The following is a 25,283-nucleotide window of genomic DNA, read 5'->3' on the forward strand; positions in this document are numbered from 1 at the left end:
GCCGACCGCCTGCCAAGGCCGGCCGTCGGCAGGGAGCGAGCCGCGCGCATCCAGCGGAGGAGCGCCATCAGAGCTCCGGTGCGTGGCGCTCGAGGAACTCGTAGAGCTCCGCGTCGTCGACGCCGGGGAACGTGCCGCTCGGCAGCGGCGCGAGCGTGTGCTGGTGCATGCGTGCCGATGCCCAGGACTTGTGCCGCCAGCGGCCCGCGAGCGCGTCGTCCGGTCGGGCGCAGCAGCGCTCATCGGGGCATTCGGAGCGCTGGCGGAACGCGGTCTGCGCACCGCGGAAGTACTTCGCGTCGTCGAAGGGCACGCCGAAGGAGATGGAGAACTCGCCGTCGGCGCCCGACCCGATCTGCGTCGAGCACCAGAAGGTGCCGCCAGGGGTGTCGGTGTACTGGTAGAACTCCGTCGTGCGCGAGGTGCGCTCGAATGCGCTGCGGGCCGCGAACTTGCGGCACACCAGCTGGCCCTCGGCATGGCCGGATGCGTCCACCGGGATCGGCAGGCCGTCGTTCTCGTAGACCCGGGAGAGCGCCCCGTCCTCCTGCACCCGCAGGAAGTGGACCTTGAGATCCAGGTCGCGCGTCGCGAGGTTGCTGAAGCGCATGGCGGCCGATTCGTGGGTCACGCCGAACGCATCGCGGAAGTCCTCGACCGCGAGGTTGCGCTCCCGCTTGGCGCGCCGCAGGTACTCGATCGAGCGCGTCCGCGGCATGAGCGTGGCCGCGGCGAAGTAGTTGATCTCGAGGCGCTGGCGCAGGAACTCTCGGTAGTCGTGTGGCTCTCGGTGCCCGAGGAGGCGGTGCGCGATCGCCTGCAGCGCCATCGAGCGCAGGCCGTGCCCGCCGGGGATGGAGGCCGGCGGCAGGTAGATGCGGCCGGTCTCGAGGTCGGTCACCGAGCGCGTCGAGTGCGGCAGATCGGTGACGTAGACGAGCTCGAAGCCGAGCCGCGCCGCGATCTCGCTCACGGTGCGGTGCGTCAGGCTGCCGCCCTCGTAGCCGACCGCGCGCAGCTGCTCCTCGGCCAGCTCGTCGAGCTCCGGCAGCGTGTTGTCGGCAGCCCGCATCGCATGGCGCAGTTCCGTGGCATCCCTGCGGGCCTGCTCGGGTGTCGCGATCGCCTCGCGCGCGCGGCGATCCAGCTCCCGATGCAGGCCCACCAGGGCGCGCAGCGTCTCCTCGCTCATGGAGCGCGTCGGCCGCACCGCTGGCAGCCCCAGGCGCTGATAGCTCGCACCCTCCTGCAGCCGAGCGAGGTCGAGCTCCAACCGCGAGCGCTCCGTCGGCGGCTCGGGGTCGAGCAGCTGCGACGTGGAGACGTCCAGCACATCGGCGATCGCCTGCAGGTGACTGAGCTTCGGCTCGCGATGCCCGTTCTCGATCAGCGAGAGCTGGCTGCCGGCGAGGCCGATGCGCTCGCCGAGCGCATCGAGGGTGAGATCCGCTGCCGTGCGGAAATGCCGGATGCGGTGCCCGAGAACTGCTGCGTCGACCATTGCCCCAGTCTACGAAAGTTCAACTGAATCTTCGCCATATTTCCTGGAAGCGATGTTCTGAGCTTGCTCACGCCACCCCTGTGGCGGTAAGTTTCGTGAGTGTGAAGGATGCGAACTTTCTTCTGAAGCATTGCGGTCCGCACGCTCGCCCGGCGCAGAAGACTCGAACCATGACGATCCTTCCCCCCGCGCCGACCCGCTCATCCGCCAAGCCCGTGAAGCCGTCCCGGGTCAACGCACCTGAGGGCGCCGATCCCGGCGTCGTCGCCTGGGTGGCGTCGATCGCCGAGCTGACGGAGCCCGCACGCATCGAATGGGCTGACGGCACGCCGGAGGAGTTCCAGCGCCTCGTCGATGTGATGCTCGAGGCCGGCACGATCGTGCCGGTGCCGAAGCGACCGAACAGCTACCTCGCGCGCTCGCACCCTGACGATGTCGCTCGCATGGAGAGCCGCACCTTCATCTGCGCCGAGGATGAGCGCGATGCGGGCCCGACGAACAACTGGCGCGATCCGAGCGCGATGCGCCAGGTGCTTGGCGGCCTCTTCGACGGCGCGATGCGCGGCCGCACGATGTACGTCATCCCGTTCTCGATGGGGCCGGTCGGCGGTCCCATCTCGAAGCTCGGCATCGAGATCACCGACTCCCCCTATGTGGTCGCCTCGATGCACGCCATGACGCGCGTCGGCACTGCCGCGCTGGAGGCGATGCACGGCACGACGGACTGGGTACCTGCCGTGCACTCGGTCGGTGTGCCGCTCGCGGACGGCGAGCAGGACGTGCCGTGGCCGTGCAACTCGACCCGCTACGTCTCGCACTTCCCCGAGACGCGAGAGATCTGGTCGTTCGGGTCGGCCTACGGCGGCAACGCGCTGCTGGCGAAGAAGTGCTTCGCGCTCCGCATCGCATCGGTGCAGGCGCGCGACGAGGGCTGGCTCGCCGAGCACATGCTGCTGCTGCGCATGCGGCACGAGGATGGCCGCACCATGCACCTCGCCGGCGCATTCCCCTCGGCCTGCGGCAAGACCAACCTGGCGATGCTGCAGCCCACCATCCCCGGCTGGACCGTGGAGACGCTCGGCGACGACATCGTGTGGATGCGCCCCGGTAGCGACGGCCGGCTGTGGGCGATCAACCCCGAGAACGGCTTCTTCGGCGTCGCGCCCGGTACGAGCGAGAAGACCAACGCCACTGCGATGGCGATGATGGAGCACGACACCATCTTCACCAATGTGGCGCTCACCGAGGACGGCGACGTCTGGTGGGAGGGCATGACGAAGGAGGTCCCCGAGGGCCTCACGGATTGGCAGGGACGCCCGTACGACCCGGCCAACGGTCCGGCAGCGCACCCGAATGCCCGCTTCACGGTGCGTGCGGAGCAGGCGCCATCGATCGCGCCGGACTGGGATGCCCCGCAGGGCGTGCCGCTCGACGCGATCATCTTCGGCGGCCGCCGCCCCACGCAGGTGCCGCTGGTGATGCAGGCCCGCGACTGGGAGCACGGCGTCTACATCGGAGCCACCGTCTCGAGCCAGCAGACGGCCGCGGCCGAGGGCACCGTCGGCGAGATCCGCCGCGACCCGTTCGCGATGCTGCCCTTCTGCGGCTACAACATGGGCGACTACTTCTCGCACTGGATCGACATGGGCCACCGCCTCGGCCGCCACGCGCCGAAGATCTTCTCGGTCAACTGGTTCCGCCGCGACGACGACGGCGGATTCCTGTGGCCCGGCTTCGGCGAGAACGCTCGGGTGCTGGAGTGGATCGCGGGCCGCGTCGCCGGCACCACCGAGGGCGTCGACACGGCGATCGGCGTCATGCCGGCGTCCGGTGCGCTCAACCTCGACGGCCTCGACCTCGACCCCGAGGTGCTCGCCGAGCTGTTCGAGGTGGAGCCCAAGGCGTGGCTCACCGAGCTGGTCGACCTGGAGGCGTTCTTCGGCCAGTTCGGACACTCGCTGCCGACCGGTCTCGTGCGCCAGCTCAACCACGTGCGGTGGCGCCTGGAGCACGCGCTGCAGGCGCAGGCCGCGCTGGTCTGACCCGCTCGCTGCCGAAGGGCGCGATCCCCTCGGGGGCCGCGCCCTTCGCGCTCCCTACGCCCTCGCCCTCGCCGCCCCTCTTGCCCCTCTCCCGCCCCGCCCGCCCGCCCGCCCGTCGGCAGAGTTGTCGCTTGCGGCTCGCAAGCGAGGCTCTTCCGAGCCGATAGCGACAACTCTGCGGCTGGTTGGGGTGCGGGCGACGGCGAGGGACAGGGGATGCCGCGGCATCGGGGCGCTACGCGCGGCGGGCCCGCGCTCGCGCCACTCGCTCGACGAGGGCGGCTCCGCGGCGCGCGAGATCGCCTCGGGTGATCCGCACGATGATCCAGCCCGCAGCCTCGAGCCGTGCGTAGCGGTCGATGTCGCGGATCCAGGTCGTGAGCTCGCGGTGACCGTCACCTTCGTACTCGATCGCGATCTTCAGCCGCGGATAGCCGAGATCGGGATGCAGGTCGATGCCGTCGACGACCACGAGCGGATGCACCTGCGGCTCCGGCAGTCCCGCCTCGACGATCAGGAGCCTCGTCAGCGTCTCGAATCGCGACTCGGAGCCCACGCGCGCGTCGGCCAGCGCCGCTCGCAGCGCCGGCACGCCCGCGAGCCCCGCGCAGCGCTCAGCGAATGCGGCCAGCTGCTCCGGCGTCGCGTAGGCATCGCCCTGCTCTCGCGGCAATCGCAGCTGGGGCTAGCGCTTGGCTGGCGTCAGCAGCGCATCCATCACCTGCACGAGGTGCTCGTGCGAGAGCTCGCGCGCGAGCGTGAGCGCGGTCGACGGCGGATCGAGCACAAGCAGGCCGTCGGGCACGACGCGGCCGAGGCGCCCGGAGTCGACAGCGAGTTCGCGGATGCCCTTGGAGCGAGCGCGGTTGGACCGAGCGGGTCGAGCGACGTCGAGCGGCTCCTCGCGCGTCCACTCCTGGGCGAGCGGCAGACCCCAGAGTCGCGCCGCGGTGCGTCCCGCGAAGGCGTGGTCCGGCGGCATCCGCTCCGCGTAGGCGAGCGCGAGCTCGCGCACGGCGGTGATCGGGGCCGAGCGCACGCCGCGGAACGGCCGCTCGAGGTCGCGGCCACGGAGCCGCCCGGTGCCGACGCCCGCCCGCCGCGCGGCTGCGAGCGTGAATGCTCCCTCGTCGAACGGGTGCGGCAGGGGCGTGTGGGGGCGCATGGAACGGAGGATGCGGCAGGCGCGCATCCGCTCGCGGAACGCGAGTGCTCGCATGTGGAGAGATACAGCGCCCCGAGCCTGCGGTCGACGCCCGCGGCGCTCGACCCACCGGTGCGAGAAATGTCGCTACCGGCTCGCAAAGCGGGCGTTTGCGAGCCGCTTGCGACACATCTGCCGCGCGTCGGGGCGGAGGGGGCGGAGGGGGTGGGGCGCGGTGAGAGGCGGGGGGCTCGGCCGCGGCGCGGCGTGAGGCTCGGCGGGGGCGCGGCGTGCGGCGGGAGCGGGAGGCGGCGCGCGGCGCGGCGCGCGGGAGCGGGAGGCGGCGCGGGGCGCGGCGCGCGGGAGCGGGAGGCGGCGCGCGGGAGCGCGCGAGGCGCCGCAACGGGCGCGAGTGCGCGACGATGGGGGGCATGCAGCCGAACCCGCTCTATCGAATCGGTGCATCGGAGGTGCGCGACCTCATCGGGCGCGCGCCGTGGATGCAGCTGATCTCGCACCCCGCATCCGGCCCCGTCGCCTCGCCGTCGCCCGTGCTGCTGGCACCGGACGACGCCGGCGTCGGCGACACGATCGTGCTCGAGACGCACCTGGGTCGGGCGGATGCGCGGCTGCATGGACTGCTCGAGCCCGGCCCGCACACGATGCTCGCGATCGCGCAGGGCGAGCACGGCTACGTCTCCCCCAGCTGGTACCTGGGCGATGACGCCGGCCAGATTCCCACCTGGAACTTCGAGCAGGCGACGCTCACCTGCGACGTCGCGGTGCTGGATGCCGAGGCGAACCTCGAGACGCTGCGCCGCCTCGTCGCCCACTTCGAGCGGCAGTACGCGCCCGAGCACGGCGTGCGTCTCGACCTCGACGACGAGGGCAACCGCGGCATGGCGATGGGCACGGTCGGCCTGCGGCTCACCGTGCGCTCGTTCGATGCGAAGGCGAAGATGAGCCAGAACAAGTCGGAGGAGACGCGCGCATCCGTGCTCGCGCACCTCGACGCAGCCAACCCCCGTCTCGCCGCGCGCATGCGCCTCGCCGCGACCGACGAGCCCGCCTCGACTGCGGCCACGGCAGACTGACCCCAACCTTCGACCGCGGTCGTTCGTCTTAGAGAGCAGAGGGAGTCTCGTGGCAGCCAGGTGGGAGCAGGTCTGCGCAGAGCTCGTCGCGGAGCGCGGCGATGCGCTGGTGCGGTACGCGATGCTCCTCAGCGGCGATGAGGAGGAGGCCCGCGACATGGTGCAGGATGCGCTCACAGCCACGTTCGGGCGGCTGCGCAACGGCTTCGAGGTCGAGCAGGCAGAGGCCTACGTGCGGAAGGCGATCGCCAACCGATTCCTCGATCGGGCGCGCCGCGGGCAGCGGTGGCGCAGGATCGCGCCGCTCGTGGGCGAGCGCGAGCGGGTCGATTCCGGCTCGACGCTGACCGGTGAGCGGCTCGACATGGCGGCGCGGCTGCAGCGGCTGAGCCCGCGCGAGCGCGCCTGCATCGTGCTGCGCTACGACGAGGACCGCACCGTCGACCAGATCGCCGCAGAGCTCGGCATCTCGTCGGGCGCGGTCAAGCGATACCTGTCGGATGCGCTGCACAAGCTGCGAGAGATCCTGGAGCGGGAGGGCCGCGCGTGAACCACGACGACGAGCTGCGCAGACGGCTGCAGGACATCCCGACCCCGAGCGCGCACCTGGACGCGGATGCGGTGCTCGCGGGCGCGAAGCGGCGCCGGCGCCCGAAGACCATCGCGCTCTCCTCGGCCGCGACCGTCGCGGGCGTGCTCTTGTTCGCGCCGCTCGTCGCACCGGGCATCACCGGACTGCGGCCGGGCACGAGCGTCTCGGTCGATTCGGGGGCGAATCCCGAATCGGCCCCTGCATCGCCCGACTTCGGCGGCGAGGGCGGCGGCGAAGAAGACACCGACGGCAGCGACAACGCGCAGCCGGACTCGGGAGCGAGCGCGGCCGCGCCGGCCACCACCGAAGCGGCACCGCTCTGCGGCCTGCAGCGCGCGGGCGAGCTCGGGCTGGTGCTCGCGTTCGCCGAGCGGCCGGGCGGAGCGACGCCGGTGCAGGTGCGCGTGGTCGGCGACGACGGCGCTCGGGTCACGACTGTCTCGATCGATGCGTTCGCCGTCAGCGACGGCGTCGCCCGGGTCGAGCCGGGCGAGAGCCGCGAGCAGATCGTGTTGGAGGCGGGCGAGACGGCGGCGCTCACCGTGGCGACGGCGACGCTGGAGCCGGGTGCGTGCGGTGAGGGCACCCCATCCGCCCCCACGCCCGTCGCGATCGTGGGCGTGGATGGCGCGGCGCCGATCGCGGTCGCCGGCTCGCCCTGGGAATGAGCGCTGGCGGTCGCAGGCGGGTCCGTCGGGCACCGCTGCGACCGGCGCCGCGTGCTCGGCGGCGACCACGCGCGACCGTTCGCTGAAAGCGGCACCCGGCGCCCCTGCGCCATGGCTCGCGGCAAGATGCGCTGGCTAGACTCGCGCCAGGTCGGCAACCGAGACGCCGACGGCAGGGAGCGCACATGCAGGTCCGGATCGTCCGCCCACTGACCGTGCTGGCGCTCGGCGCCGCAGGACTGCTGGGGCTCTCGGCCGGTGCGCTCGTCACCGAGGATCCGGTCGATCTGGCCGGAGACGCCTTCGTCGACACCACCGGTCAGTTCTCGGGCGACGTCGACGAGGTCAACAGCTACCTCGAGCAGCACAATGCCGCCTCCGAGGGCGACGTCTACGCCGTGGTGGTCGACTCCTACGACGGCATGTCGCGCATCGACTGGTCGGTCGCGAGCGCGGAGGCCTCGGGGCTCGGTCAGGATGCGCTGCTGCTGACGGTCGCGTGGGATGACAGTGAGTGGGGCTATGCGCGCGCCAGCGGGTATCCGCTCTCGGACAGCGACGTCGACGCCGTGGCGCAGAGCGCGCTGCTGCCGGCGCTCAACAACGGCGACGTGGCGGGAGGCGTGATGGCGACCGCGGATGCGGTGGCGGACGCGCTCGCGAACGGCGGCACCGGCGACACCGGCGGGACCGACGGCGGCACGGAAGTCAACGTCGACGGCTCGGCGGTCTGGCCTGTCGTGGCACTCGTCGGCGGCGCGGTCGTCGTGGGCGGCGGCGCGTGGGCGATCTCGCGCGGCGTGCGGACGAGTCGGAAGCGCAAGGGCGAGCGGGTCGCCGCCGAGCAGCAGCAGCTCAGCCTCCAGGAGCTCAAGCAGCGCGCGGACATCGCGCTCGTGCAGCTCGACGACACCGTGCAGCAGAGCGAGCAGGAGCTCGCGTTCGCGAGCGCGCAGTTCGGCGACGAGGCCGTGCGCCCCTATCGCGAGGCGCTCGACAAGGCGAAGGGCGGGCTCACGGAGGCGTTCCAGCTGCAGCAGCAGCTCGACGACGCGTTTCCCGACACCGACCAGGAAGTGCACGAGTGGTCGAGCCGCATCCTGCAGATCGCGCACGGCGCCGGCACCGAGCTCGCGAGCCACGCGACCTCCTTCGGCCAGTTGCGCGACCTGGAGCAGAACGCCCCGCAGGTGCTGGAGCAGCTCTCGCAGTCGCGGCAGGCGTTCGACGGCCGGATCGCGAATGCGAAGCAGATCCTCGACCGCCTCGACGACGTGCACTCGGGCGCCTCGATCGACCCGGTGCGCGAGAACATCGCGGGCGCCGAGCGGCAGCTGCCGAACATCGACGAGTCGCTCGCGGCGGGTCGAGCGGCCGTGGCGGCGTCCAACGGCTCCGAGGCGGCACTGGCCGTGCACGCCGCCGAGGCGGCGCTCGCGCAGGCATCCGGCCTGCTGGCCGCGGTGGAGCGCGCCGAGGGCGACCTCGGCAACTCCAGGCGGCAGCTCGACAACCTCGTGCAGGACTCGATCGGCGACATCGCTGCCGCGAAGACGCTGCGCAGCACGGCCACGACCGACCTCGGCCCGCTCATCCAGCACGTTGAGGAGCAGGTGGCGGTCGCCCAGCAGCGCCCCACCGACACGCTCACCGTGCTCGCGAACCTGCAGCGGGCGAATCAGCGCCTCGACGAGGCGACCGGACAGGTGCGCGAGAGCGGCGCGCAGGCGATGCGTCAGCAGGCAGGCCTCGAGCGCTGGATCGCCTCTGCTCGCGCCAACATCGACCGGGCGGAGGACTTCATCGCCACGCGCCGCATCGCAGTCGGCTCGCACGCCCGTCAGCTGCTGGCGACCGCGCAGCAGGAGCTCGCGCAGGCGCTGCGGTTGCAGCAGCAGGATCCGGGGCAGGCAGCGCAGTTCGCGCAAGCGGCGTCGCAGCACGCGGAGCAGGCCATGCGGGATGCCTCGGGTGACATCGGCGGCTGGGGCGGGCAGGCCCGCAACCCGTACTACCGCGGCTCCCGCGGTGGGCGCGGCGGCGACATGCTCACCGGTGGCCTGCTCGGCTACATCCTCGGCGACATCATGCGCGACGCCGGCGGCGGCAGCCGCGGCGGCTACTCCGACCCGTTCGCCGGCGGCTCCGGCGGCGGTGGCGGCGGCGGGCTCGGCGACCTCTTCTCCGGCGGCGGCGGCTCATTCGGCGGCGGCGGCGGCGGATTCTTCGGCGGCGGCTTCGGCGGCGGAGGAGGCGGCTTCGGCGGCGGAGGCGGCAGCTTCGGCAACTGACCAGCGACCACGAGACCCCAGCACCACATCCGACAGACACCATCGACCGGCCGCCAACGGCGGCAACCCGCAGGAAGGAACACCATGTCCAAGCAGTCCATCCTCGGCCGCATCGCGCAGCTCGCGAAGGCCAACATCAACGCGCTCCTCGACCAGGCCGAGGACCCGGAGAAGATGCTCGACCAGATGGTTCGTGACTACACGAACTCGATCGCCGATGCAGAGGCAGCCATCGCTCAGACGATCGGCAACCTGCGCCTGCAGGAGCAGGACTACCAGGAGGACGTGCGCGCGGCCGAGGACTGGGGCCGCAAGGCGCTCGCGGCCTCGCAGCGTGCCGATGACCTGCGCGCCTCGGGCTCGGCCGACGCCGCGAAGTTCGACAACCTCGCCAAGGTCGCGATCGGCAAGCAGATGCAGTCGGAGTCGGAGGCGCGTGCCGCCGAGCCGTCGATCCAGTCGCAGAACGAGGTGGTCGACAAGCTGAAGACCGGCCTCGACACGATGAAGGGGAAGCTCGACGAGCTGAAGTCGAAGCGCTCCGAGCTCATCGCCCGCGCGAAGGTCGCGGACGCCCAGTCGCAGGTGCACGACGCCGTGAAGTCGATCGACATCCTCGACCCGACCAGCGAGATCGGCCGCTTCGAAGAGAAGATCCGCCGCGAGGAGGCGAAGGTGATGGGCCAGCAGGAGCTCGCCGCCTCGTCGCTCGACGCGCAGTTCGAGGCGCTGGAGGACGTCGGTCGCCAGACCGAGATCGAGGCGCGCCTGGCCGCGCTGAAGCATCGCGAGCAGCAGGCGGTGGAGTCGGGCTCGTCGCAGTCGCAGCAAGGGTCGGGCGACGCGGTCGACGCTGAGGTGGTCGACCGCTGAGCCGAGGCTGAAGGGGACGAGGGGTCGGGCTGGTGCTCGGCACCTCGTCTTCGGTCTCGTGACGTGCTCGCGCTGCGCGCGAGTGCTCCTCGACCTACGGAATGGACCGGTCTCGTGACGCGCTCGCGCTGCGCGCGAGGGCTCCTCGACCTACGGGGACGGGGCGGGGGCTAGGCGGAGCGGGCGCGGACCGTGGTGCGGTAGAGCTGCTCGAGCTCGAACGCCACGTCCTGCCAGTCGCGCCGGCTCGCGGCGCGACGGCCGGCCATGCCGAACTCGACCTGCAGATCGGCGTCCTCCAGGATCGAGCCCACCGCCTGTGCCCACTCCATCGGGTCGCGGCCGTCGACCAGGATCCCGGTCTCGCCGTCGATGACCGATTCGAGCAGGCCACCGACGCGCGCTGCGACCACCGGGGTGCCGGAGGCGGATGCCTCCAGCGGCACCAGTCCGAAGGATTCCGTGCGGCTGGGCACCACGACGACATCCGCAGCATCCAGCAGCTGCGCGAGCGCCACGCGGTCGACGCTGCCGATGTGCCGCACGCGTCGCTCGACGCCCAGCTCGCGCGCGAGGTCATGGAGCGATTCGAGGTAGCGCTCCGAGCCGGGCGACGCGTCGCCGGCCAGCACGAGCATCGTGCCGGGCAGGTGCTGCAGCATGCGCACCGCGAGGTCCTGCCCCTTGAGCGGCTGCACTCGCCCGACGCACACCACCAGATCGTCCTCGGCACGCACGCCCAGCCGGCTGCGGACCTCCAGGCGGGCGCTGAGCGATGCAGGCTGGAACAGCACCGTGTCGACCGCGGGCGGCACGAGCCAGACCCGTTCGGCCGCGGCCCCGACGCCATCGCAGAGCACATCGACCTCGGCGCGCGAGACCGCCGCGATCGCGTCCACCTCGCTCGCCAGGTAGCGCTCGGTCAGCAGGCGCCGTTCGGGCTCTGGCCGATCGCCGTCGCCGATGCTGCGGTTCTTCTCGGCCGCCAGCGTGTGGAACGTCTGCACGATCGGGATGCCGAGCGAGAGCGAGACCGGCAGCGTCGCGAGTCCCGAGAGCCAGTAGTGCGCGTGGAGCACGTCGTAGGGCTCGCTGGCGGCGAGCGCGGCGCGCTCGACCTGCTCCCCGAAGGCGTCGGTGAGATTCGGCAGCTCGTGCTTCCGCACGATGCCGCCGCCGGTCTCGAGCGCATAGAGCGTGACACCTGGCGCGAGCGACTCCGAGTGCGGTGCCCCGGCGGAGCGGGTGAAGATGTCGACGTGGTTGCCGCGGGTCGCCAGCGCCATCGCGCTCTCGAGCACCAGCACGTTGAGGCCGCCTGCGTCGCCCTTGCCCGGGCGATCCGCCGGAGAGGTGTGCATCGACACCAGCGCGACCCGCATCGGCGACTGCGCGGGCGCTGCGTCGGGGTCGTGGTCCGGATTCGGGCACATGCCATCAGCGTATCCGCGCGGTATCGTCGGCGTCATGGGAGATCGCAGATCCAGCCCACTCATCGCCATCGGGGCGGGCCTCGGCGCACTCGGCCGCAGGGCCGGCGGGCCCGCGTTCCGCGCCGCCACCGCCCCGCCCGTCGCAAAGGCCGGCGCCGCGCTCGCCACCCAGGCGGCACGGCTCTGGGGCAGGATCCTCGGGGGCACGGAGCGCCAGGTCGGCGAGCTCACGGTCATCAGCGGGCTCCCGAGCTGGGCATTCGGACGCGGCGGCACGACGATCGGTTCGACCTACTTGACCCGCGACTCCGACTCCCCCGACGTGCTCGAGCACGAAGACGTGCACCGGCAGCAGTGGGAGCGCTACGGCCTGTGGTTCATCCCGATGTACGTCGCCTCCGGCACCGAGGCCACGAAGAACCGCTTCGAGATCGAGGCGGGACTCGAGAAGGGCGGCTATCTGCCCAAGCCTCGGCAGCAGTGACCACGTCCACCGGCGCCTGCCGCGATGCGCGGCGCGCGTCTCGGCACTGCGCCTAGGGCGCCATGCGGGCGGTGACGCGCTCCGTCCAGGGGATGCGCCGCTCGAGCTGACGGCCGATGGCGAGGAGCGTCGCCTCCTCCCCGGGCCGCCCGATGAGCTGCACGCCCATCGGCAGGCCCTCGGCCGTCTGGTGCACGGGCAGCGAGATCGCCGGCAGCCCGGTCAGGTTCACGAACGAGGTGTGGGGCGTGTGCAGCACCTGCGCGTGGAAGTCGGCCTCGCCGTCGTCGATCGGATACCAGTCGAGCGGCCGCGGCGTCAGCGCCGTGGTCGGCGTCAGCACCGCGTCCCATGGCGAGAACGCGGCGAGCACCCGCCGCTCGTACTCGGTCGCCCACAGCTGCGCGCTCGCCAGGCCGCCCGCCGTGAGGCCATCGCTCGTGTCGATGATCCAGCGTGCCAGCGGCTCGAGCCGGCCGCGCTCCGGGACCGGGATCGGGATGGTGGCGGCCCCGCCCCGCCAGAGGTCGGTGAACGCGCCCGGGTAGCCGTGGACCCCCGGCACACCGAGATCGCCGGCTGCCTCCGGCAGCGCCACCTCGCCGAGCTCGTGGCCGAACGCCTCGAGCGCGCGGACGGTGGCGTCGACCGCATCCGTCGCCTCCGGCGCGACGCGGATGTCGGCGACCGAGTCCCACGGCGTGCCGCCGGTCAGCACGGCGATGCGGAATCTGCCCTGCCCGCGCATCGCGGCGGCGAGCAGCGAGCCGTCGTCGCGCTCGGGCGAGCGCAGGGTGAGCGGATGCGGCGTGACGCCGTTGACGCGGCCGATGAGCGCGTCGGTGAGCAGCGCGACGTCGATGACGGAGCGCGCGATCGCTCCCGCGGTCGCGAGCCCGCCGACCGCGCCGATGCCGCCCTGCGCGGGGATCCGGCCGCGCGTGGGCTTCAGCCCCACCAGCCCGCAGGTGGCGGCGGGGATGCGGATCGAGCCGCCGCCGTCGGAGCCGGGCGCGAACGGCAGCAGGCCCTGCGCGACCGCTGCCGCGGCGCCGCCCGAGGACCCGCCCGCGTGCAGCGACGGATGGCCGGGCAGGGTCGTGGCGCCGTGCAGCGCGGAGCGGGTGTAGCCGGCGAAGCCGAACTCGGGCGAGGCGGTGCGGCCGAGCACGACGCCGCCGCCGCCGTCGAGCACCCGCGCGAGCGGGTGGGTCTGCTCGGCGATCGCACCCGCGAGCCAGCGGCTGCCCATGCTCGCCGGCTGGCCCGCGCGTGGCGTGAGGTCCTTGTCGGCGAACGGCAGGCCGTGGATGATGCCGGTGCGATCGTCGGCGCTGTCGGCCGCTCGGGCCCGCTCGAGCGCGAGCTCGGCATCGACGTGCACGAACGCGTTCGCCTCGTCGACGCGCTCGATGCGATCGAGGAAGTGGCGGGCGACCTCGACCGCACTCAGCTCTCGCGCGTGGAGCAGCCGCCACAGCTCCAGCGCGCTCAGCTCGTGCAGCGCGCTCATCCGAAGAACCTGCCCGCGCGTCGCTGCAGCCGCCTGCGCTCGGTGCGCTCCCGCATCTGGTCGCGCGTGGCGTAGTTGGTGAGCTCGCGGAACGGGTCTCTGCCCACGAACCGCGGCGGCTCGGCCAGGATCGCGGCGATCGCCTTCTCCAGCTCCCAGTACTCACCGATGCGGGTGCCCTGCCCGGGGTTCATGTGCCGCAGGCGGGCGTCGAATCGCACTTCGCCGCGCACCTCGACCTGGATCACGAAGCCGCGCGTGGCACCCGCGACCGACACCATCCAGAATCCGGGGCCCAGGTCGGTGACGGTCGCGCGCACGTCGCTCGCGGCCGCGGCGGCCTGCATGTCGGTGCGCTCTCGCTGGTCGCGCCACTCGTCGTACTCGGTCACGGCATCCATCGTGCCACCGCGGACTGACACGGGCAGGCGCGGATCGACCAGCTCAGGGTCGCCGGTGCATGAGCCCCGACCCGCGGTCGTGGCGACGACGGACCATCCAAAGCCCTGCCGTGAGCGAGAAGATGCCGGTCACGGTGCCGAGCGCTCCCCCGATCGGAGCGAGCTGGGCGTCGAGCCGCGCGAGCGCGAACAGCATCGCCGCGACCACCACCACGGCGAGCACGCCGACGAGTCCGACCGTCCAGGTGCGCGCGCCCTGCGCGACAGTGCGCCGCGCGAACACCACGGCGACCGCCGCCGGGACCCCGAGGATGAGGCCGAAGTTCAGACCGGTCGCAGGCGCATGCGAGAGCGGCACGATGACGAAGGCGATCCCGAACCCGGTGAGCAGCCCGATGGCAAGGGCGAGCACCGCCGCCCACGCGGTCGGCACGGCATAGGTGGTCTCCGCTCGGTGCTGCGCGTCGGCCATGACGCCCCCTCCGCGCGACGTTCGTCGCCGCTCGCCCAGGATGCTCCGATCCGCGCGCATTGCGCAACGCCGTTACAGAACCCTGCGGCGACGCTCAGCCGCACCTGCGCCGACATCGCGGCGCGCCGATCGCGGCCTCGCGCCACGCCCGGCACTGCCGTGGCGCGGTACTGGATCAGGCGGGTTCGGTCGGGATGCGCCAATCGATCGGCGACGCGCCCATCGCCTCGAGCTCGGCGTTCGCTCGCGAGAACGGCCGCGAGCCGAAGAAGCCGCGATGCGCGCTGAGCGGCGACGGATGCGGTGCGGCGATCACCGGCACGCCTTCCAGCATCGGCGCGAGAGCCTGCGCCTGCGCGCCCCAGAGGATGGTGACGAGCGGCGTGCGGGAGCCATCGGGGCGACGGCGGGCGACGAGGGCACGGATCGCGGCATCCGTCACCTGCTCCCAGCCCCAGCCGCGATGCGACGCGGGCTGCCCCGCGCCCACCGTCAGCACCCGGTTGAGCAGCAGCACGCCCTGGTCGCTCCACGCGCTCAGGTCGCCGTGCGGTGCAGGCTCGATGCCGAGGTCGTCGTGGAGCTCGCGGTAGATGTTCGCGAGCGAGCGCGGCAGCGGACGCACGTGCCGCTCGACGGCGAACGACAGACCGATCGGGTGCCCTGGGGTCGGATAGGGATCCTGGCCGACGATCAGCACCCGCACCGCGTCGAGCGGCTGCGTGAACGCGCGCAGCACACGCCCGCCGTCCGGCAGATAGGGCCGCCCCTCGGCGACCTCCTTGCGCAGGCGCTCGCCCAGCCCGTGCACGACCTGCTCGACGGGTGCGAGCGCATCCGCCCAGCCCGCCTCCACCAGCTCGGACAGCGGTGCCGCGGTCATGCCGAGAGGATCGCGACCGAGGTGCGCCGAGGCTCCGCGTCGGCACCGGCACCCGTGCCCGATGCCGCGTGCGCGGCGGCGCCCGAGCCGTCGACCGCCCAGACGTTCCCCTGGCCCGCGACCTGCAGGCCGCCGACGCCGATGATCAGCGACGTCAGCTCGTCGATCGCGACCACGCGGTCGGCCATCCCCGCGTCGACGATCGCGACGGCGCGCGACAGCGTGCCGTACTGCGCGCAGTGCACGTCGACGACCAGGTCGACGAGGCCGAGGCCCGCGTCGAGCGTGACGTCGTCGAGCCCCTCGGCATTCGACTCGGCGGTGACGGGCACGCCCCCGATGCGCCAGCCGCCGAGCAGGGCGACGTCGCCGGCGATCATCGCGCCGGCGGAGAAGCCCGCGTAGGGCACGCCCGTGGAGACCAGGCCGCGGATGGTGTCGGCGGCGGGCATGACCGCAGCGTGATAGCCGGGCGTGAGCCCGCCGCCGATGAAGATGCCGTCCGCGCTGCCGAGGTCGGTCGGCAGCAGCGTGCGCTCCTGTGTCAGCTGCACGATCGTCACCGTGCCGGCGCCGAGCTTCGTCATGTCGTCGCGGTAGTCCGCATGGTAGCGCTCGCCCTCAGCCGCATCCGCCGCCCACAGCACCACGACGATCGTCGGCGGGCCGTCGGCACGCTCGCGCGCCTCATCGATGAATCGACCCGTCCAGCTCGACTCGTCCTCGGCCCAGCCGCCGCCCAGCAGATGAATGCTCATGCATCGAGTCTGTCAGCCCGGGCGGCCCGGCGTCGCCTCAGCCGTGCGCCGAGAAGGCCTCGTCGAGGATCTCCAGGCCGCGCCGCGCATCGTCGTCGGCCATCACCAGCGGCGGCACGACGTGGATGCGGTTGTCGGCCGCGAACGGCACATAGCCGCGCTCGAGCAGCGCGCCCTTCAGCGAGCCGATGACGGCGGCGTCGACGGGCTCGCGGGTGTCGCGATCGGCCACGAGATCGAGCGCCCAGAAGCAGCCGCGGCCACGCACCTCGCCGATCATCGCGTGGCGGTCGGCGAGCTCGCGCAGGCCCGGTCCGAGGATGTCGGCGCCCAGATGCGCGGCGTGCTCGACGATGCCCTCGTCCGTCATCGCATCGATCGACGCGACGATCGATGCCGCGGCGAGCGGGTGGCCGGCGTAGGTGAGTCCGCCGGGGATGGGGCGCTCGCGGAACGTCGCGAGCAGCTCCTCGCTGATGATCACGCCGCCGACTGGCACGTAGCCCGAGTTCACGCCCTTCGCGAAGGTGACGAGGTCGGGCCGCACGCCGTCGTGCTGGTGCGCGAACCAGTCGCCGGTGCGGCCGAAGCCGGCCATCACCTCGTCGAAGATCAGCACGATGCCGTAGCGGTCGGCCAGATCGCGCAGGCCCTGCAGGTAGCCGGCGGGCGGCACCAGGATGCCCGCGGTGCCCGGCACCGGCTCGACGATGATCGCGGCGAAGGTCGTGGGACCCTCCGATTCGATGACGCGACGGGCGTGCTGCAGCGCGCGCTCGCACTCCTGCTCCTCGGTCTCCGCCCAGAACTCGGAGCGGTAGAGGAACGGCCCGAAGGCGTGCACGTGCCCGACCGCGAACTCATTGCCAACGCGGCGGGCGTCGCCGGTGGCGTTGATCGCAGCGCCGGTGTTGCCGTGGTACGAGCGGTAGTGCGAGAGCACCTTCGTGCGGCCGGTGTGCACGCGAGCCATCCGGATCGCGTTCTCGACCGCATCCGCCCCGCCGTTCGTGAAGAAGACGGCGGCCATGTCGTCGATCTTCGACAGGATGCGCTCGGCCGCCTCGCCGCGCACGAGGTTGGTGGTGGCGGGCGCGACGGTCGCGAGCGACGCCGCCTGCCGCTGGATCGCTTCGACGACCTTCGGGTGCGAGTGGCCGATGTTGGTGTTGACGAGCTGGCTGGAGAAGTCGAGGTACTCGCGACCGTCGTGATCCCACAGTAGAGCTCCCTCGCCGCGCGCGACCGTGAGCGGGTTCACGGTGCCGTGCTTGGACCAGGAGTGCAGGATGTGGCGGTCGAGGTCGCGCGCGCGATCGCCGTCGGCGGGATCGAGCTCGCCGAGGTCGGCGTGGCCCAGGTCGAGAGTCGTCATGCCCGGATGCTACCGGGGTCGCATCGTGGGTTCGTGATGGCTGCGTGGGTCTCGTGACGGCCGGCGCCTGCGGCGACGGCCTCCTCGACCGACGGAAGGTGATGGCTGCGCGGGTCTCGGGCTACGAGCGGGCGCTCGCGTGCTCGCGCAGCGCGGGGATGATGCGCTCGCCGTACTGCCGCAGCGTCTCCTCCTTGTCGTCATGCATGACGTAGGCGGCGAAGTGGTCGACGCCCAGCTCGCGCAGCCGCGTGAGCTTCTCGATGTGGTCGTCCGCCGTGCCGAGCACGCAGAAGCGGTCGACGATGGCGTCGGGCACGAAGTCGACGTGGTCGTTGTCGGCCTTGCCGTGGCTGTTGTAGTCGTAGCCCTCGCGCTGCGCGATGTAGTCGGCGAGGTCGGCCGGGATCGCCCCGCTCTGGCCGTAGCGCGAGACGATGTCGGCGACGTGGTTGCCGACCATGCCGCCGAACCAGCGCGACTGGTCGCGCTGGTGCGCGATGTCGTCGCCGACGTAGGCGGGCCCCGCGACGCAGATCGTGATCGACATCGGATCCCGCCCCGCGTCGGACGCCGCCGTGCGCACGCGCTCGATCATCCAGGCGGTGATCTCGGGATCGGCGAGCTGCAGGATGAAGCCGTCGCCGACCTCGCCGGTGAGCTGCAGCGCCTTGGGTCCGTAGGCCGCCACCCACACCGGCAGCTCGGAGCCCTGCGACCACGGCAGCCGCAGCGTGACATCGCCGACGTCGACCGCGCGGCTGGAGCCGAGCTCGCGGATCACGTGCACGGCCTGGCGCAGCGTCGCGAGCGTCGTCGGCTCGCCGCCGCCCACGCGCACCGCCGAGTCGCCGCGGCCGATGCCGCAGATCGTGCGGTTGCCGTACATCTCGTTGAGCGTGGCGAAGGCGGATGCGGTGACCGACCAGTCGCGCGTCGCCGGGTTGGTCACGAACGGGCCGACCGTCACTCGCCGGGTGGCGGCGAGGATGGCGGAGTGGATGACGTAGGGCTCCTGCCACAGCACATGGCTGTCGAAGGTCCACACGCTGTCGAACCCGTGCACCTCGGCCAGCTGCGCGAGCTGCACGGTGCGGCTCGCCGGCGGGTTGGTCTGGAAGACGGCTCCGAAGTCCATGATGCGCTCTCCCCTACAGCAGGTACTGGCTCAGGCCGCGCTTGACGAACGAGCCGTCACCGGGCGAGCCGAGGTAGCGGTCGCCGTCGACCACGACGCGGCCGCGGCTCAGCACCGTGTCGACGTGCCCGTCGATCTCGTAGCCCTCCCAGGCGGCGTAGTCCATGTTCATGTGGTGGGTCTGCTCGAGCCCGATCGAGGTGTGCCCGTTCGGGTCGTAGACGACGATGTCGGCATCCGCACCGGGCTGGATCGCGCCCTTCCTGCCCGCGAGCCCGAACATCCGCGCCGGGGTCGTCGCCGTGATCTCGACCCAGCGCTCGAGCGTGATGTGGCCGTCGACGACGCCCTGGTAGAGCAGGTTCATGCGGTGCTCGATCGATCCGATGCCGTTCGGGATCTTGGAGAAGTCGCCGAGCCCCAGCTCCTTCTGATCCTTCATGCAGAACGGGCAGTGGTCGGTGGAGACCATCTGCAGGTCGTTCGTGCGCAGGGCGCTCCACAGCTCGTCCTGGTGGTGCTCGTGCTTCGAGCGCAGCGGTGTCGAGCAGACGAACTTCGCGCCCTCGAAGCTGCCCCACTCGTCGCTGGAGGCACCCAGCTGATCCTCGAGCGAGAGGTAGAGGTACTGCGGGCACGTCTCGCCGAAGACGTTCTGGCCCTTGTCGCGAGCCTGGGCAAGCTGCGCGACGGCCTGCTTCGCGCTCACGTGCACGACGTAGAGGGGCGCGCCCGTGAGGTCGGCGAGCATGATCGCGCGATGCGTCGCCTCCTCCTCCATCTGCCACGCCCTGGCGATGCCGTGGTAGTACGGCTCGCTCTTGCCGGCCGCCAGCAGCTGCTCGACGAGCACATCGATCGCCGGGCCGTTCTCGGCATGCATCATCGTCATGAGGCCGGTCTCCGCCCCGACCTGCATCGCCCGCAGGATCTGCGCGTCGTCGGAGTAGAACACGCCCGGGTACGCCATGAACAGCTTGTAGCTCGTGATGCCCTCGGCCTCGAGCCCCCGCAGCGCCTGCAGCGATGCCTCGTTCACGTCGCCGACGATCTGGTGGAAGGCGTAGTCGATGGCGCAGTTGCCGGCTGCCTTCTCGTGCCAGGTGGCGAGCGACTCCTCGACACGCTGGCCGAATGCTTGCACGGCGAAGTCGACGATCGTGGTCGTGCCGCCCCAGGCCGCGGCGCGCGTGCCGGTCTCGAAGGTGTCGCTCGCCTGCGTGCCGCCGAACGGCAGCTCCATGTGGGTGTGGGCGTCGATGCCGCCGGGGATGACGTACTTGCCGGTCGCGTCGATGACGCGGTCGACCGATCGTGCGAGGTCGACGCCGAGCAGCTCGCTGCCGGGCTGGAGCACCGCGCGGATCGTCTCGCCGTCGACGAGCACGTCGGCGAGCGAGCGGCCGGTGGCGGTCACGACGGTGCCGCCGCGGATGAGGGTCGTGGTCATCGGTCGCCCCTACGGCTGCGCGATCCGGGTGTAGGAGTCGGGCCGGCGATCGCGATAGAACTGCCAGTCGTCGCGCATCTGGCGCACGAGATCCATGTCGAGGTCGCGCACCAGCAGCTCCTCTTCAGTCGCCGAACCGCGCTCGCCGACGAAGTTGCCGCGCGGGTCGATCACCTGGCTGGTGCCGTAGAAGTCGACCGCGAGCTCGCCGTACTCGTTGTCCTCCCGGCCGACGCGGTTGGGCTGCAGCACGAAGTAGCCGTTGGCGACCGCCGCGGCGGGCCCCTCCACCTCCCACAGCCGGTTGGACAGGCCTGGCTTCGTGGCGTTGGGGTTGAAGACCATGTGCGCACCGGCGAGCCCGAGCTCGCGCCAGCCCTCGGGGAAGTGCCGGTCGTAGCAGATGTACAGCCCCACCTTGCCGACGGCGGTCTCGAAGACCGGGTAGCCGAGGTTGCCGGGCCGGAAGTAGAACTTCTCCCAGAAGCGGTCGAGGTGCGGCAGGTGGTGCTTGCGGTAGGTGCCGAGGATCGATCCGTCGGCATCGACCACGACCGCCGAGTTGTAGTAGACGCCGGTCTGCTCCTCCTCGTAGATCGGGAGGATCGTGACCATGCCGAGCTCCTTCGCGAGCGCCGCGAAGCGCTGCACGGTGGGGCCGTCGGCGGGCTCGGCGTAGTCGTAGTACTGCTTGTCCTGCGTGATGCCGAAGTAGGGGCCGTAGAAGAGCTCCTGGAAGCACATGACCTGCGCGCCCTGCTCGGCGGCCTGGCGCTGGAAGGCCTCGTGCCGGTCGAGCATCGACGCCTTGTCGCCCGTCCAGGTGGTCTGAGAGATCGCTGCTCGCACCGTCGTCATGCTGTCCTCAACTTCCTCGTCGCGGCCCGGCACTCGCCGGGGGGCCAGTCAACCTCAGACCGTCGCCAAGCGATAGGGGCAGCGGTAGCATCGTGGTGCGCCGGGCATCACCTCCGCGCGCGAACCAGCTTCTCCACGTTCGCGTCAGCATGCCCAGGAGTCACCAGATGCCCGCACTCGCCACCCGGCGCCGCACCGCCACCGTCGCAGCGATCGGCGCGCTCGCGCTCATGCTCGCCGGCTGCTCGACCGAGCCGCTGGTGGACCCGGGTGCCACGACGAGGCCGACGGCGGCCATCGACGACTGCGGCGTCGCCGTGACCGCGCTGGCGCAGCCCGCCGAGCGCATCGTGGCGATCAAGTCGACCGCCGCCGAGCTGGTGGTGGCGCTCGGCCTCGGCGACGCGCTGGTCTCGACCGCCTTCCTCGACGGGCCGCTCGCCGCGGCCGACGGCGCCGAGCTCGACGCGCCGACGATCGAGGGCATGCCCTCGCGCGAGGCCGTGCTGGCGCTCGAACCGGATGCCGTGGTGGCGGGGTGGGAATCGGCCTTCGCCCCAGAAGCGGTCGGCGATCGCGAGCAGCTGCAGCAGCTGGGCGTGCAGACGTGGGTCTCCCCCGCCGCCTGCTGGTCGACCGACGTGCCCGCGCTGACCTGGGATGCGCTCTTCGACGAGTTCGGCGACGCGGGTGCCGCGCTCGGCGTGCCGGAGGCGGGCGCGACGCTCGCGCAGGAGCAGCGCGATGCGCTGGCGGCGATCGAGCCGGCCGAGACCTCGGCGACGGCGCTCTGGTACTCGTCCGGCGAGGACGCGCCGTACGTCGGCGCGGGCTCCGGCGCCCCGCAGCTCGTGCTGGAGGCGGCGGGGCTGGCGAACGTGGCGGGCGACATCGACGAGACGTGGACGACGATGTCGTGGGAGGCGCTCGCGGCGAGCGACCCCGACGTGATCGTGCTGGTGGACGCCCCCTGGCACACGGCCGCGTCGAAGATCGATCGGCTGCGGGCGAATGCGGCCACGGCGCAGCTGGAGGCCGTGCAGCAGGAGCGATTCGTGGTCGTGCCGTTCCCGACCGCCGAAGCCGGCGTCGGCACGGTCGACGCGGTGCAGCTCGTCGCCGATGGCGCGCGATCGATGGATCTCGAATGACGCGCACCGCACCCGACCACACCGCACCCGCTGACATCGCGCCCGCTGCCGCCGACCCGAGCGGGCCGGGGCCGCGCGCAACGGGGCTCGGCGAGTCGGGGCCGGGCGGATCAGCGCCGCATCCGCCCGCCCGATCGCGCCGCCGACGCTGGTGGTCGCTGCCGCTGCTGGCCGCGCTGCTGCTCGCGGCCGCGCTCGCCGCGGTGTGCGTCGGCGCCGCCGGCATCGCGCCCGCCGATGCGCTCGGTGCGCTCGCCGCCCGCCTGGGCATCGGCACCACTCCGCTCAGCACCGTCGACGACGCGATCGTCGTCGACCTGCGGCTGCCGCGCGTGCTCGCGGCCTGCGCGGTCGGCGCCGGGCTCGCGGTCGTGGGCGCCGTCATGCAGGCGCTCGTGCGCAATCCGCTCGCCGACCCCTACCTGCTGGGCGTCTCCTCCGGCGCCTCGGTCGGGGCGGTGCTCGTGCTCATCGCCGGGCTCGGCGTGCTGCTGCCCGTGGCGGCCTTCGCGGGCGCGCTGCTGGCGCTGCTGGCGACGCTCGGGCTCGCCGCTGCCGCGGGCGGCGCGACGCCCACCCGCACCGTGCTCGCGGGGGTGGTGGTCGCATCCGCCGCCGCCGCGCTCGTCTCGCTCGTGATCTTCTGGAGCGCGGCCGGCGATGCCTTCCGCGAGATCCTTGCCTGGCTGCTCGGCTCGCTCGCCTCGATCGACTGGTCGAGCGCCACGATCGCACTCGCCGGCGCGGCCCTCTCCCTGCCGCTGCTCGCCACCGGCCGCATGCTCGACGCGCTCGCGCTCGGCGACAGCGCCGCGGGCGCGCTGGGCGTCGACGCGCGTCGCACGCGCTGGGCGCTGCTCGTGGGATGCGCGCTCGTGACAGGCGTGCTCGTATCGGTCTCGGGCGCGATCGGCTTCGTCGGCCTGGTCGTGCCGCACGCGGTGCGCCTCATCGTCGGCGCCTCGCACGCCCTGCTGCTGCCCGCATCGGCCCTCGGCGGCGCCATCGTGCTGCTGCTCGCCGACACCGTCGCCCGCGCTGCCTTCGACCCGCGGGAGCTGCCGGTCGGCATCGTCACGGCGCTGCTCGGCGCGCCGATCTTCGCCGCGCTCATGCTCACCGGGCGGGTGCGCACGTGAGCGGGCTCGCGGTGTCCGGCCTCAGCGTCAGCGTGCGCGGCCGCACCCTCGTCGACGACGTCAGCTGGAACGCGCCTGCGGGGCAGATCACCGCGCTCGTCGGCCCGAACGGGGCCGGCAAGTCGACGATGCTGCGGGCGATCGCCGGCGTCGTCCCCGAGCGCGCCACCCTCGCCGGCAGCGTGCTCCTGGACGGCGAGCGGCTCGACACCATGGCTGCACGTCGGCGGGCGCGCAGGATCGCGCTCGTCGAGCAGCTCACCGACCCGGTGCCGCAGCTCATCGCTCGCGAGGCTGTCCGCCTCGGCCGCACGCCGCACCATCGCATGCTGGGCTTCGCGCTCGGCGACGACCGGCTGGTCGAGGCCGCCCTGGCCGACGCGGGGGCGACGGCCCTCGCCGATCGCCGCCTGGGCGAGCTCTCCGGCGGCGAGCTGCAGCGCGTGCACCTCGCGCGTGCACTCGCGCAGCAGGCCACATCCGCTCCCCACCCCGCGCGGGCCGCGCTGCTGCTGGACGAGCCCACCAACCACCTCGACGTCGCCTGGCAGCTCGACCTGCTCGACCTCATCCGTCGCATCGCCGTCGACCGGCCCGTCGTGCTGACGGTGCACGACCTCGCGCTCGCCGCCACCCACGCCGATCGCGTGGTGCTCGTCGATCGCGGCAGCGTGGTCGCGGAGGGCACGCCGGATGCCGTGTTGACGCCCGAGCGCATCCGTCGCGTGTACGGCGTGGAGGCGACGATCGACGCCGACCCCGCCGGGGTCGCGATCCGCTATCGCAGGCTGGACCACAGCGCAGCAGCCGCGCACGATGGGAGCACGCAGATGAGGAGGCAGGGCTCGTGAAGATCACCGTGCTAGCAGGCGGCGTCGGCGGCGCCAGGTTCACGCTGGGGCTGCGCGAAGCGCTCGCCGCCGCTCGTGGGGAGGCGGCGAGCGCCTCCGACGGCAGAAGTGTCACTAACGGCTCGCATGACGCCACTTTCAGCGCCGATAGCGACAAGTCTGCGGACGACCAGATCACCGTCGTCGCGAACGTCGGCGACGACATGTGGCTGGCGGGCGTGAAGGTGTGCCCGGATCTCGACTCGCTCATGTACGCGCTCGCAGGCGTCAACGACGATGAGCGCGGGTGGGGCCGCGCGAGCGAGAGCGAGCGGGTGGCGGGCGAGCTGACCGCCTACGGCGTGGGCTGGCCGTGGTTCACCCTCGGCGACCTCGACCTCGGCACCCACCTGGCACGCACCTCGCTGCTGCGCGACGGAGCGACGCTCACGGATGCCACCGCGCGGCTCTCCGCCCGCTGGCAGCTCGGCGCGACGCTGCTGCCGGTCACGAACGACGAGGTGCCGACGCACGTGGTCACCGACGAGGGCATCCTGCACTTCGAGGAGTGGTGGGTGCGCACCCGCGCGCAGGCGCCCGCCACGCGCTTCGTGCAGCACGGCGTCGAGCGCGCCCGCATCTCGCACGCGGCGCAGGCGGCGATCCACGACGCGGACGTGCTGCTCATCGCACCGTCGAACCCGGTGGTCTCGATCGGCACGATCCTCGGCATCCCCGGCGTGCGCGACGCGCTGCGCACTGCATCGGCGCCGATCGTCGGCGTCTCCCCGATCATCGGCGGCCGGGCGCTGCGCGGCATGGCCGCGACGTGCCTGCGCGTCATCGGCGTCGATGCGGATGCCGCTGCGGTCGCGGAGCACTACGGCGCTCGGTCGCGCGGCGGGCTGCTGGACGGCTGGCTCGTCGCCGAGGAGGACGCGGCGGGTGTGGAGGGCATCCGCGGCCTCGGCATGCGCGCGGAGGCCCGGCCGCTGCTGCTGACGCCCGGCGGCCCGGCCGCGCAGGTGGCGCGGGATGCGCTCGCGCTCGCGCAGTCGCTGGCGTAGCTCGGCGCGGGCAGAGGGCTCCGATCTCGTGACGCGCGCGTGCTCCGCACGCCCGCTCCTCGATCTACGGTCTGCTCGTAGGTCGAGGAGGCGGCGGCGAAGCCGCTGCCGTCACGAGACCGGAAC

At 72.4% G+C, this 25,283-nt stretch carries 24 protein-coding genes; 11 read left to right on the forward strand and 13 right to left on the reverse strand.

The features are described from left to right. Positions 1-67: 67 nt before the first annotated feature. Positions 68-1,501 (reverse strand): helix-turn-helix domain-containing protein, encoded by a 1,434-nt coding sequence (locus ABG090_RS09150; RefSeq protein WP_347754173.1) that lies wholly within the window; start codon positions 1,499-1,501, stop codon positions 68-70. Between the two features lie 170 nt (positions 1,502-1,671). Here ABG090_RS09150 and ABG090_RS09155 point away from each other — a divergent pair, with 170 nt between their 5' ends. Further along, entirely contained in the window at positions 1,672-3,543 is a 1,872-nt protein-coding gene (locus ABG090_RS09155) for a phosphoenolpyruvate carboxykinase (GTP) (RefSeq protein ID WP_347754174.1), read from the forward strand. A gap of 235 nt (positions 3,544-3,778) precedes the next feature. Here the strand turns inward: ABG090_RS09155 and ABG090_RS09160 are convergent, their stop codons facing one another. Both ABG090_RS09160 and ABG090_RS09165 read right to left on the reverse strand, forming a co-directional pair. Continuing rightward, entirely contained in the window at positions 3,779-4,216 is a 438-nt protein-coding gene (locus ABG090_RS09160; protein ID WP_347754175.1) for a hypothetical protein, read from the reverse strand. Between the two features lie 12 nt (positions 4,217-4,228). Then, entirely contained in the window at positions 4,229-4,708 is a 480-nt protein-coding gene (locus tag ABG090_RS09165; RefSeq protein WP_347754176.1) for a hypothetical protein, read from the reverse strand. Positions 4,709-5,118: 410 nt separating this feature from the next. Between ABG090_RS09165 and ABG090_RS09170 the strand changes: the two genes are divergently transcribed. The 5 genes from ABG090_RS09170 (at position 5,119) to ABG090_RS09190 (ending at position 10,205) form a co-directional block, all read left to right on the forward strand. Then, positions 5,119-5,781, forward strand: a complete 663-nt coding sequence (locus tag ABG090_RS09170) for an FMN-binding negative transcriptional regulator (RefSeq protein WP_347754177.1) — start codon at positions 5,119-5,121, stop codon at positions 5,779-5,781. Positions 5,782-5,830: 49 nt separating this feature from the next. After that, on the forward strand, positions 5,831-6,331 hold the full coding sequence (locus ABG090_RS09175; protein WP_347754178.1) for a sigma-70 family RNA polymerase sigma factor: 501 nt from the start codon (positions 5,831-5,833) through the stop codon (positions 6,329-6,331). Then, on the forward strand, positions 6,328-7,041 hold the full coding sequence (locus ABG090_RS09180) for a hypothetical protein (protein WP_347754179.1): 714 nt from the start codon (positions 6,328-6,330) through the stop codon (positions 7,039-7,041). Before ABG090_RS09175 ends, ABG090_RS09180 begins: the two co-directional genes overlap by 4 nt. 185 nt (positions 7,042-7,226) lie before the next feature. Then, the gene (locus ABG090_RS09185) at positions 7,227-9,332 is read left to right on the forward strand and encodes a TPM domain-containing protein (RefSeq protein ID WP_347754180.1); all 2,106 of its coding nucleotides are present in this window, start codon (positions 7,227-7,229) and stop codon (positions 9,330-9,332) included. 84 nt (positions 9,333-9,416) lie between these two features. After that, positions 9,417-10,205, forward strand: coding sequence for a PspA/IM30 family protein (locus tag ABG090_RS09190; protein WP_347754181.1), 789 nt, complete (start codon positions 9,417-9,419; stop codon positions 10,203-10,205). Between the two features lie 170 nt (positions 10,206-10,375). On the opposite strand, the gene ABG090_RS09195 is transcribed toward ABG090_RS09190, so the two are convergent. Continuing rightward, complete coding sequence (locus ABG090_RS09195) at positions 10,376-11,638, reverse strand: glycosyltransferase (RefSeq protein ID WP_347754182.1); 1,263 nt, start codon at positions 11,636-11,638, stop codon at positions 10,376-10,378. Between the two features lie 34 nt (positions 11,639-11,672). Here ABG090_RS09195 and ABG090_RS09200 point away from each other — a divergent pair, with 34 nt between their 5' ends. Beyond that, positions 11,673-12,122, forward strand: a complete 450-nt coding sequence (locus tag ABG090_RS09200) for a hypothetical protein (protein WP_347754183.1) — start codon at positions 11,673-11,675, stop codon at positions 12,120-12,122. A gap of 52 nt (positions 12,123-12,174) precedes the next feature. Here ABG090_RS09200 and ABG090_RS09205 read toward each other — a convergent pair whose 3' ends face one another. The 9 genes from ABG090_RS09205 to ABG090_RS09245 form a co-directional block, all read right to left on the reverse strand. Next, positions 12,175-13,635 carry an amidase gene (locus ABG090_RS09205; RefSeq protein WP_347754184.1) on the reverse strand — a complete coding sequence of 487 codons (1,461 nt, stop codon included), beginning with the start codon at positions 13,633-13,635 and terminating at the stop codon, positions 12,175-12,177. Continuing rightward, positions 13,632-14,027 carry a hypothetical protein gene (locus ABG090_RS09210; RefSeq protein WP_347754185.1) on the reverse strand — a complete coding sequence of 132 codons (396 nt, stop codon included), beginning with the start codon at positions 14,025-14,027 and terminating at the stop codon, positions 13,632-13,634. The genes ABG090_RS09205 and ABG090_RS09210 overlap by 4 nt, the downstream gene beginning before the upstream one ends. Before the next feature lie 52 nt (positions 14,028-14,079). Beyond that, complete coding sequence (locus tag ABG090_RS09215; RefSeq protein WP_347754186.1) at positions 14,080-14,508, reverse strand: hypothetical protein; 429 nt, start codon at positions 14,506-14,508, stop codon at positions 14,080-14,082. A 175-nt stretch (positions 14,509-14,683) separates the two neighbouring features. Further along, entirely contained in the window at positions 14,684-15,391 is a 708-nt protein-coding gene (locus tag ABG090_RS09220) for a uracil-DNA glycosylase (RefSeq protein WP_347754187.1), read from the reverse strand. After that, the gene (locus tag ABG090_RS09225) at positions 15,388-16,149 is read right to left on the reverse strand and encodes a Type 1 glutamine amidotransferase-like domain-containing protein (protein WP_347754188.1); all 762 of its coding nucleotides are present in this window, start codon (positions 16,147-16,149) and stop codon (positions 15,388-15,390) included. The genes ABG090_RS09220 and ABG090_RS09225 overlap by 4 nt, the downstream gene beginning before the upstream one ends. A gap of 37 nt (positions 16,150-16,186) precedes the next feature. After that, the gene (locus ABG090_RS09230; protein WP_347754189.1) at positions 16,187-17,524 is read right to left on the reverse strand and encodes an aspartate aminotransferase family protein; all 1,338 of its coding nucleotides are present in this window, start codon (positions 17,522-17,524) and stop codon (positions 16,187-16,189) included. 121 nt (positions 17,525-17,645) lie between these two features. After that, positions 17,646-18,662: a TIGR03842 family LLM class F420-dependent oxidoreductase gene (locus tag ABG090_RS09235; protein ID WP_347754190.1), complete on the reverse strand. Its 1,017-nt coding sequence runs from the start codon at positions 18,660-18,662 to the stop codon at positions 17,646-17,648. Positions 18,663-18,675: 13 nt separating this feature from the next. Then, positions 18,676-20,112, reverse strand: a complete 1,437-nt coding sequence (hydA, locus tag ABG090_RS09240) for a dihydropyrimidinase (protein WP_347754191.1) — start codon at positions 20,110-20,112, stop codon at positions 18,676-18,678. Between the two features lie 9 nt (positions 20,113-20,121). After that, complete coding sequence (locus tag ABG090_RS09245) at positions 20,122-20,970, reverse strand: nitrilase-related carbon-nitrogen hydrolase (protein WP_347754192.1); 849 nt, start codon at positions 20,968-20,970, stop codon at positions 20,122-20,124. 167 nt (positions 20,971-21,137) lie between these two features. Here ABG090_RS09245 and ABG090_RS09250 point away from each other — a divergent pair, with 167 nt between their 5' ends. The 4 genes from ABG090_RS09250 to cofD are packed head-to-tail and all read left to right on the forward strand — an operon-like array spanning position 21,138 to position 25,157. Continuing rightward, entirely contained in the window at positions 21,138-22,121 is a 984-nt protein-coding gene (locus tag ABG090_RS09250; RefSeq protein WP_347754193.1) for a helical backbone metal receptor, read from the forward strand. Beyond that, complete coding sequence (locus ABG090_RS09255; RefSeq protein WP_347754194.1) at positions 22,118-23,260, forward strand: iron chelate uptake ABC transporter family permease subunit; 1,143 nt, start codon at positions 22,118-22,120, stop codon at positions 23,258-23,260. Before ABG090_RS09250 ends, ABG090_RS09255 begins: the two co-directional genes overlap by 4 nt. After that, positions 23,257-24,111: an ABC transporter ATP-binding protein gene (locus ABG090_RS09260; RefSeq protein ID WP_347754195.1), complete on the forward strand. Its 855-nt coding sequence runs from the start codon at positions 23,257-23,259 to the stop codon at positions 24,109-24,111. The genes ABG090_RS09255 and ABG090_RS09260 overlap by 4 nt, the downstream gene beginning before the upstream one ends. Beyond that, the gene (cofD, locus tag ABG090_RS09265) at positions 24,108-25,157 is read left to right on the forward strand and encodes a 2-phospho-L-lactate transferase (RefSeq protein WP_347754196.1); all 1,050 of its coding nucleotides are present in this window, start codon (positions 24,108-24,110) and stop codon (positions 25,155-25,157) included. Before ABG090_RS09260 ends, cofD begins: the two co-directional genes overlap by 4 nt. Positions 25,158-25,283 lie beyond the last annotated feature (126 nt).

Source organism: Agrococcus sp. ProA11 (assembly GCF_039880525.1).
Lineage (GTDB): Bacteria > Actinomycetota > Actinomycetes > Actinomycetales > Microbacteriaceae > Agrococcus > Agrococcus chionoecetis.

Coding starts and splice junctions, on each gene's coding strand:
- ABG090_RS09150 (WP_347754173.1), bottom strand. CDS start 1,501: ATGGTCGACGCAGCAGTTCTCGGGCACCGCATCCGGCATTTCCGCACG.
- ABG090_RS09155 (WP_347754174.1), top strand. CDS start 1,672: ATGACGATCCTTCCCCCCGCGCCGACCCGCTCATCCGCCAAGCCCGTG.
- ABG090_RS09165 (WP_347754176.1), bottom strand. CDS start 4,708: ATGCGCCCCCACACGCCCCTGCCGCACCCGTTCGACGAGGGAGCATTC.
- ABG090_RS09170 (WP_347754177.1), top strand. CDS start 5,119: ATGCAGCCGAACCCGCTCTATCGAATCGGTGCATCGGAGGTGCGCGAC.
- ABG090_RS09185 (WP_347754180.1), top strand. CDS start 7,227: ATGCAGGTCCGGATCGTCCGCCCACTGACCGTGCTGGCGCTCGGCGCC.
- ABG090_RS09190 (WP_347754181.1), top strand. CDS start 9,417: ATGTCCAAGCAGTCCATCCTCGGCCGCATCGCGCAGCTCGCGAAGGCC.
- ABG090_RS09195 (WP_347754182.1), bottom strand. CDS start 11,638: ATGTGCCCGAATCCGGACCACGACCCCGACGCAGCGCCCGCGCAGTCG.
- ABG090_RS09200 (WP_347754183.1), top strand. CDS start 11,673: ATGGGAGATCGCAGATCCAGCCCACTCATCGCCATCGGGGCGGGCCTC.
- ABG090_RS09205 (WP_347754184.1), bottom strand. CDS start 13,635: ATGAGCGCGCTGCACGAGCTGAGCGCGCTGGAGCTGTGGCGGCTGCTC.
- ABG090_RS09215 (WP_347754186.1), bottom strand. CDS start 14,508: ATGGCCGACGCGCAGCACCGAGCGGAGACCACCTATGCCGTGCCGACC.
- ABG090_RS09220 (WP_347754187.1), bottom strand. CDS start 15,391: ATGACCGCGGCACCGCTGTCCGAGCTGGTGGAGGCGGGCTGGGCGGAT.
- ABG090_RS09225 (WP_347754188.1), bottom strand. CDS start 16,149: ATGAGCATTCATCTGCTGGGCGGCGGCTGGGCCGAGGACGAGTCGAGC.
- ABG090_RS09230 (WP_347754189.1), bottom strand. CDS start 17,524: ATGACGACTCTCGACCTGGGCCACGCCGACCTCGGCGAGCTCGATCCC.
- ABG090_RS09235 (WP_347754190.1), bottom strand. CDS start 18,662: ATGGACTTCGGAGCCGTCTTCCAGACCAACCCGCCGGCGAGCCGCACC.
- hydA (WP_347754191.1), bottom strand. CDS start 20,112: ATGACCACGACCCTCATCCGCGGCGGCACCGTCGTGACCGCCACCGGC.
- ABG090_RS09245 (WP_347754192.1), bottom strand. CDS start 20,970: ATGACGACGGTGCGAGCAGCGATCTCTCAGACCACCTGGACGGGCGAC.
- ABG090_RS09250 (WP_347754193.1), top strand. CDS start 21,138: ATGCCCGCACTCGCCACCCGGCGCCGCACCGCCACCGTCGCAGCGATC.
- ABG090_RS09255 (WP_347754194.1), top strand. CDS start 22,118: ATGACGCGCACCGCACCCGACCACACCGCACCCGCTGACATCGCGCCC.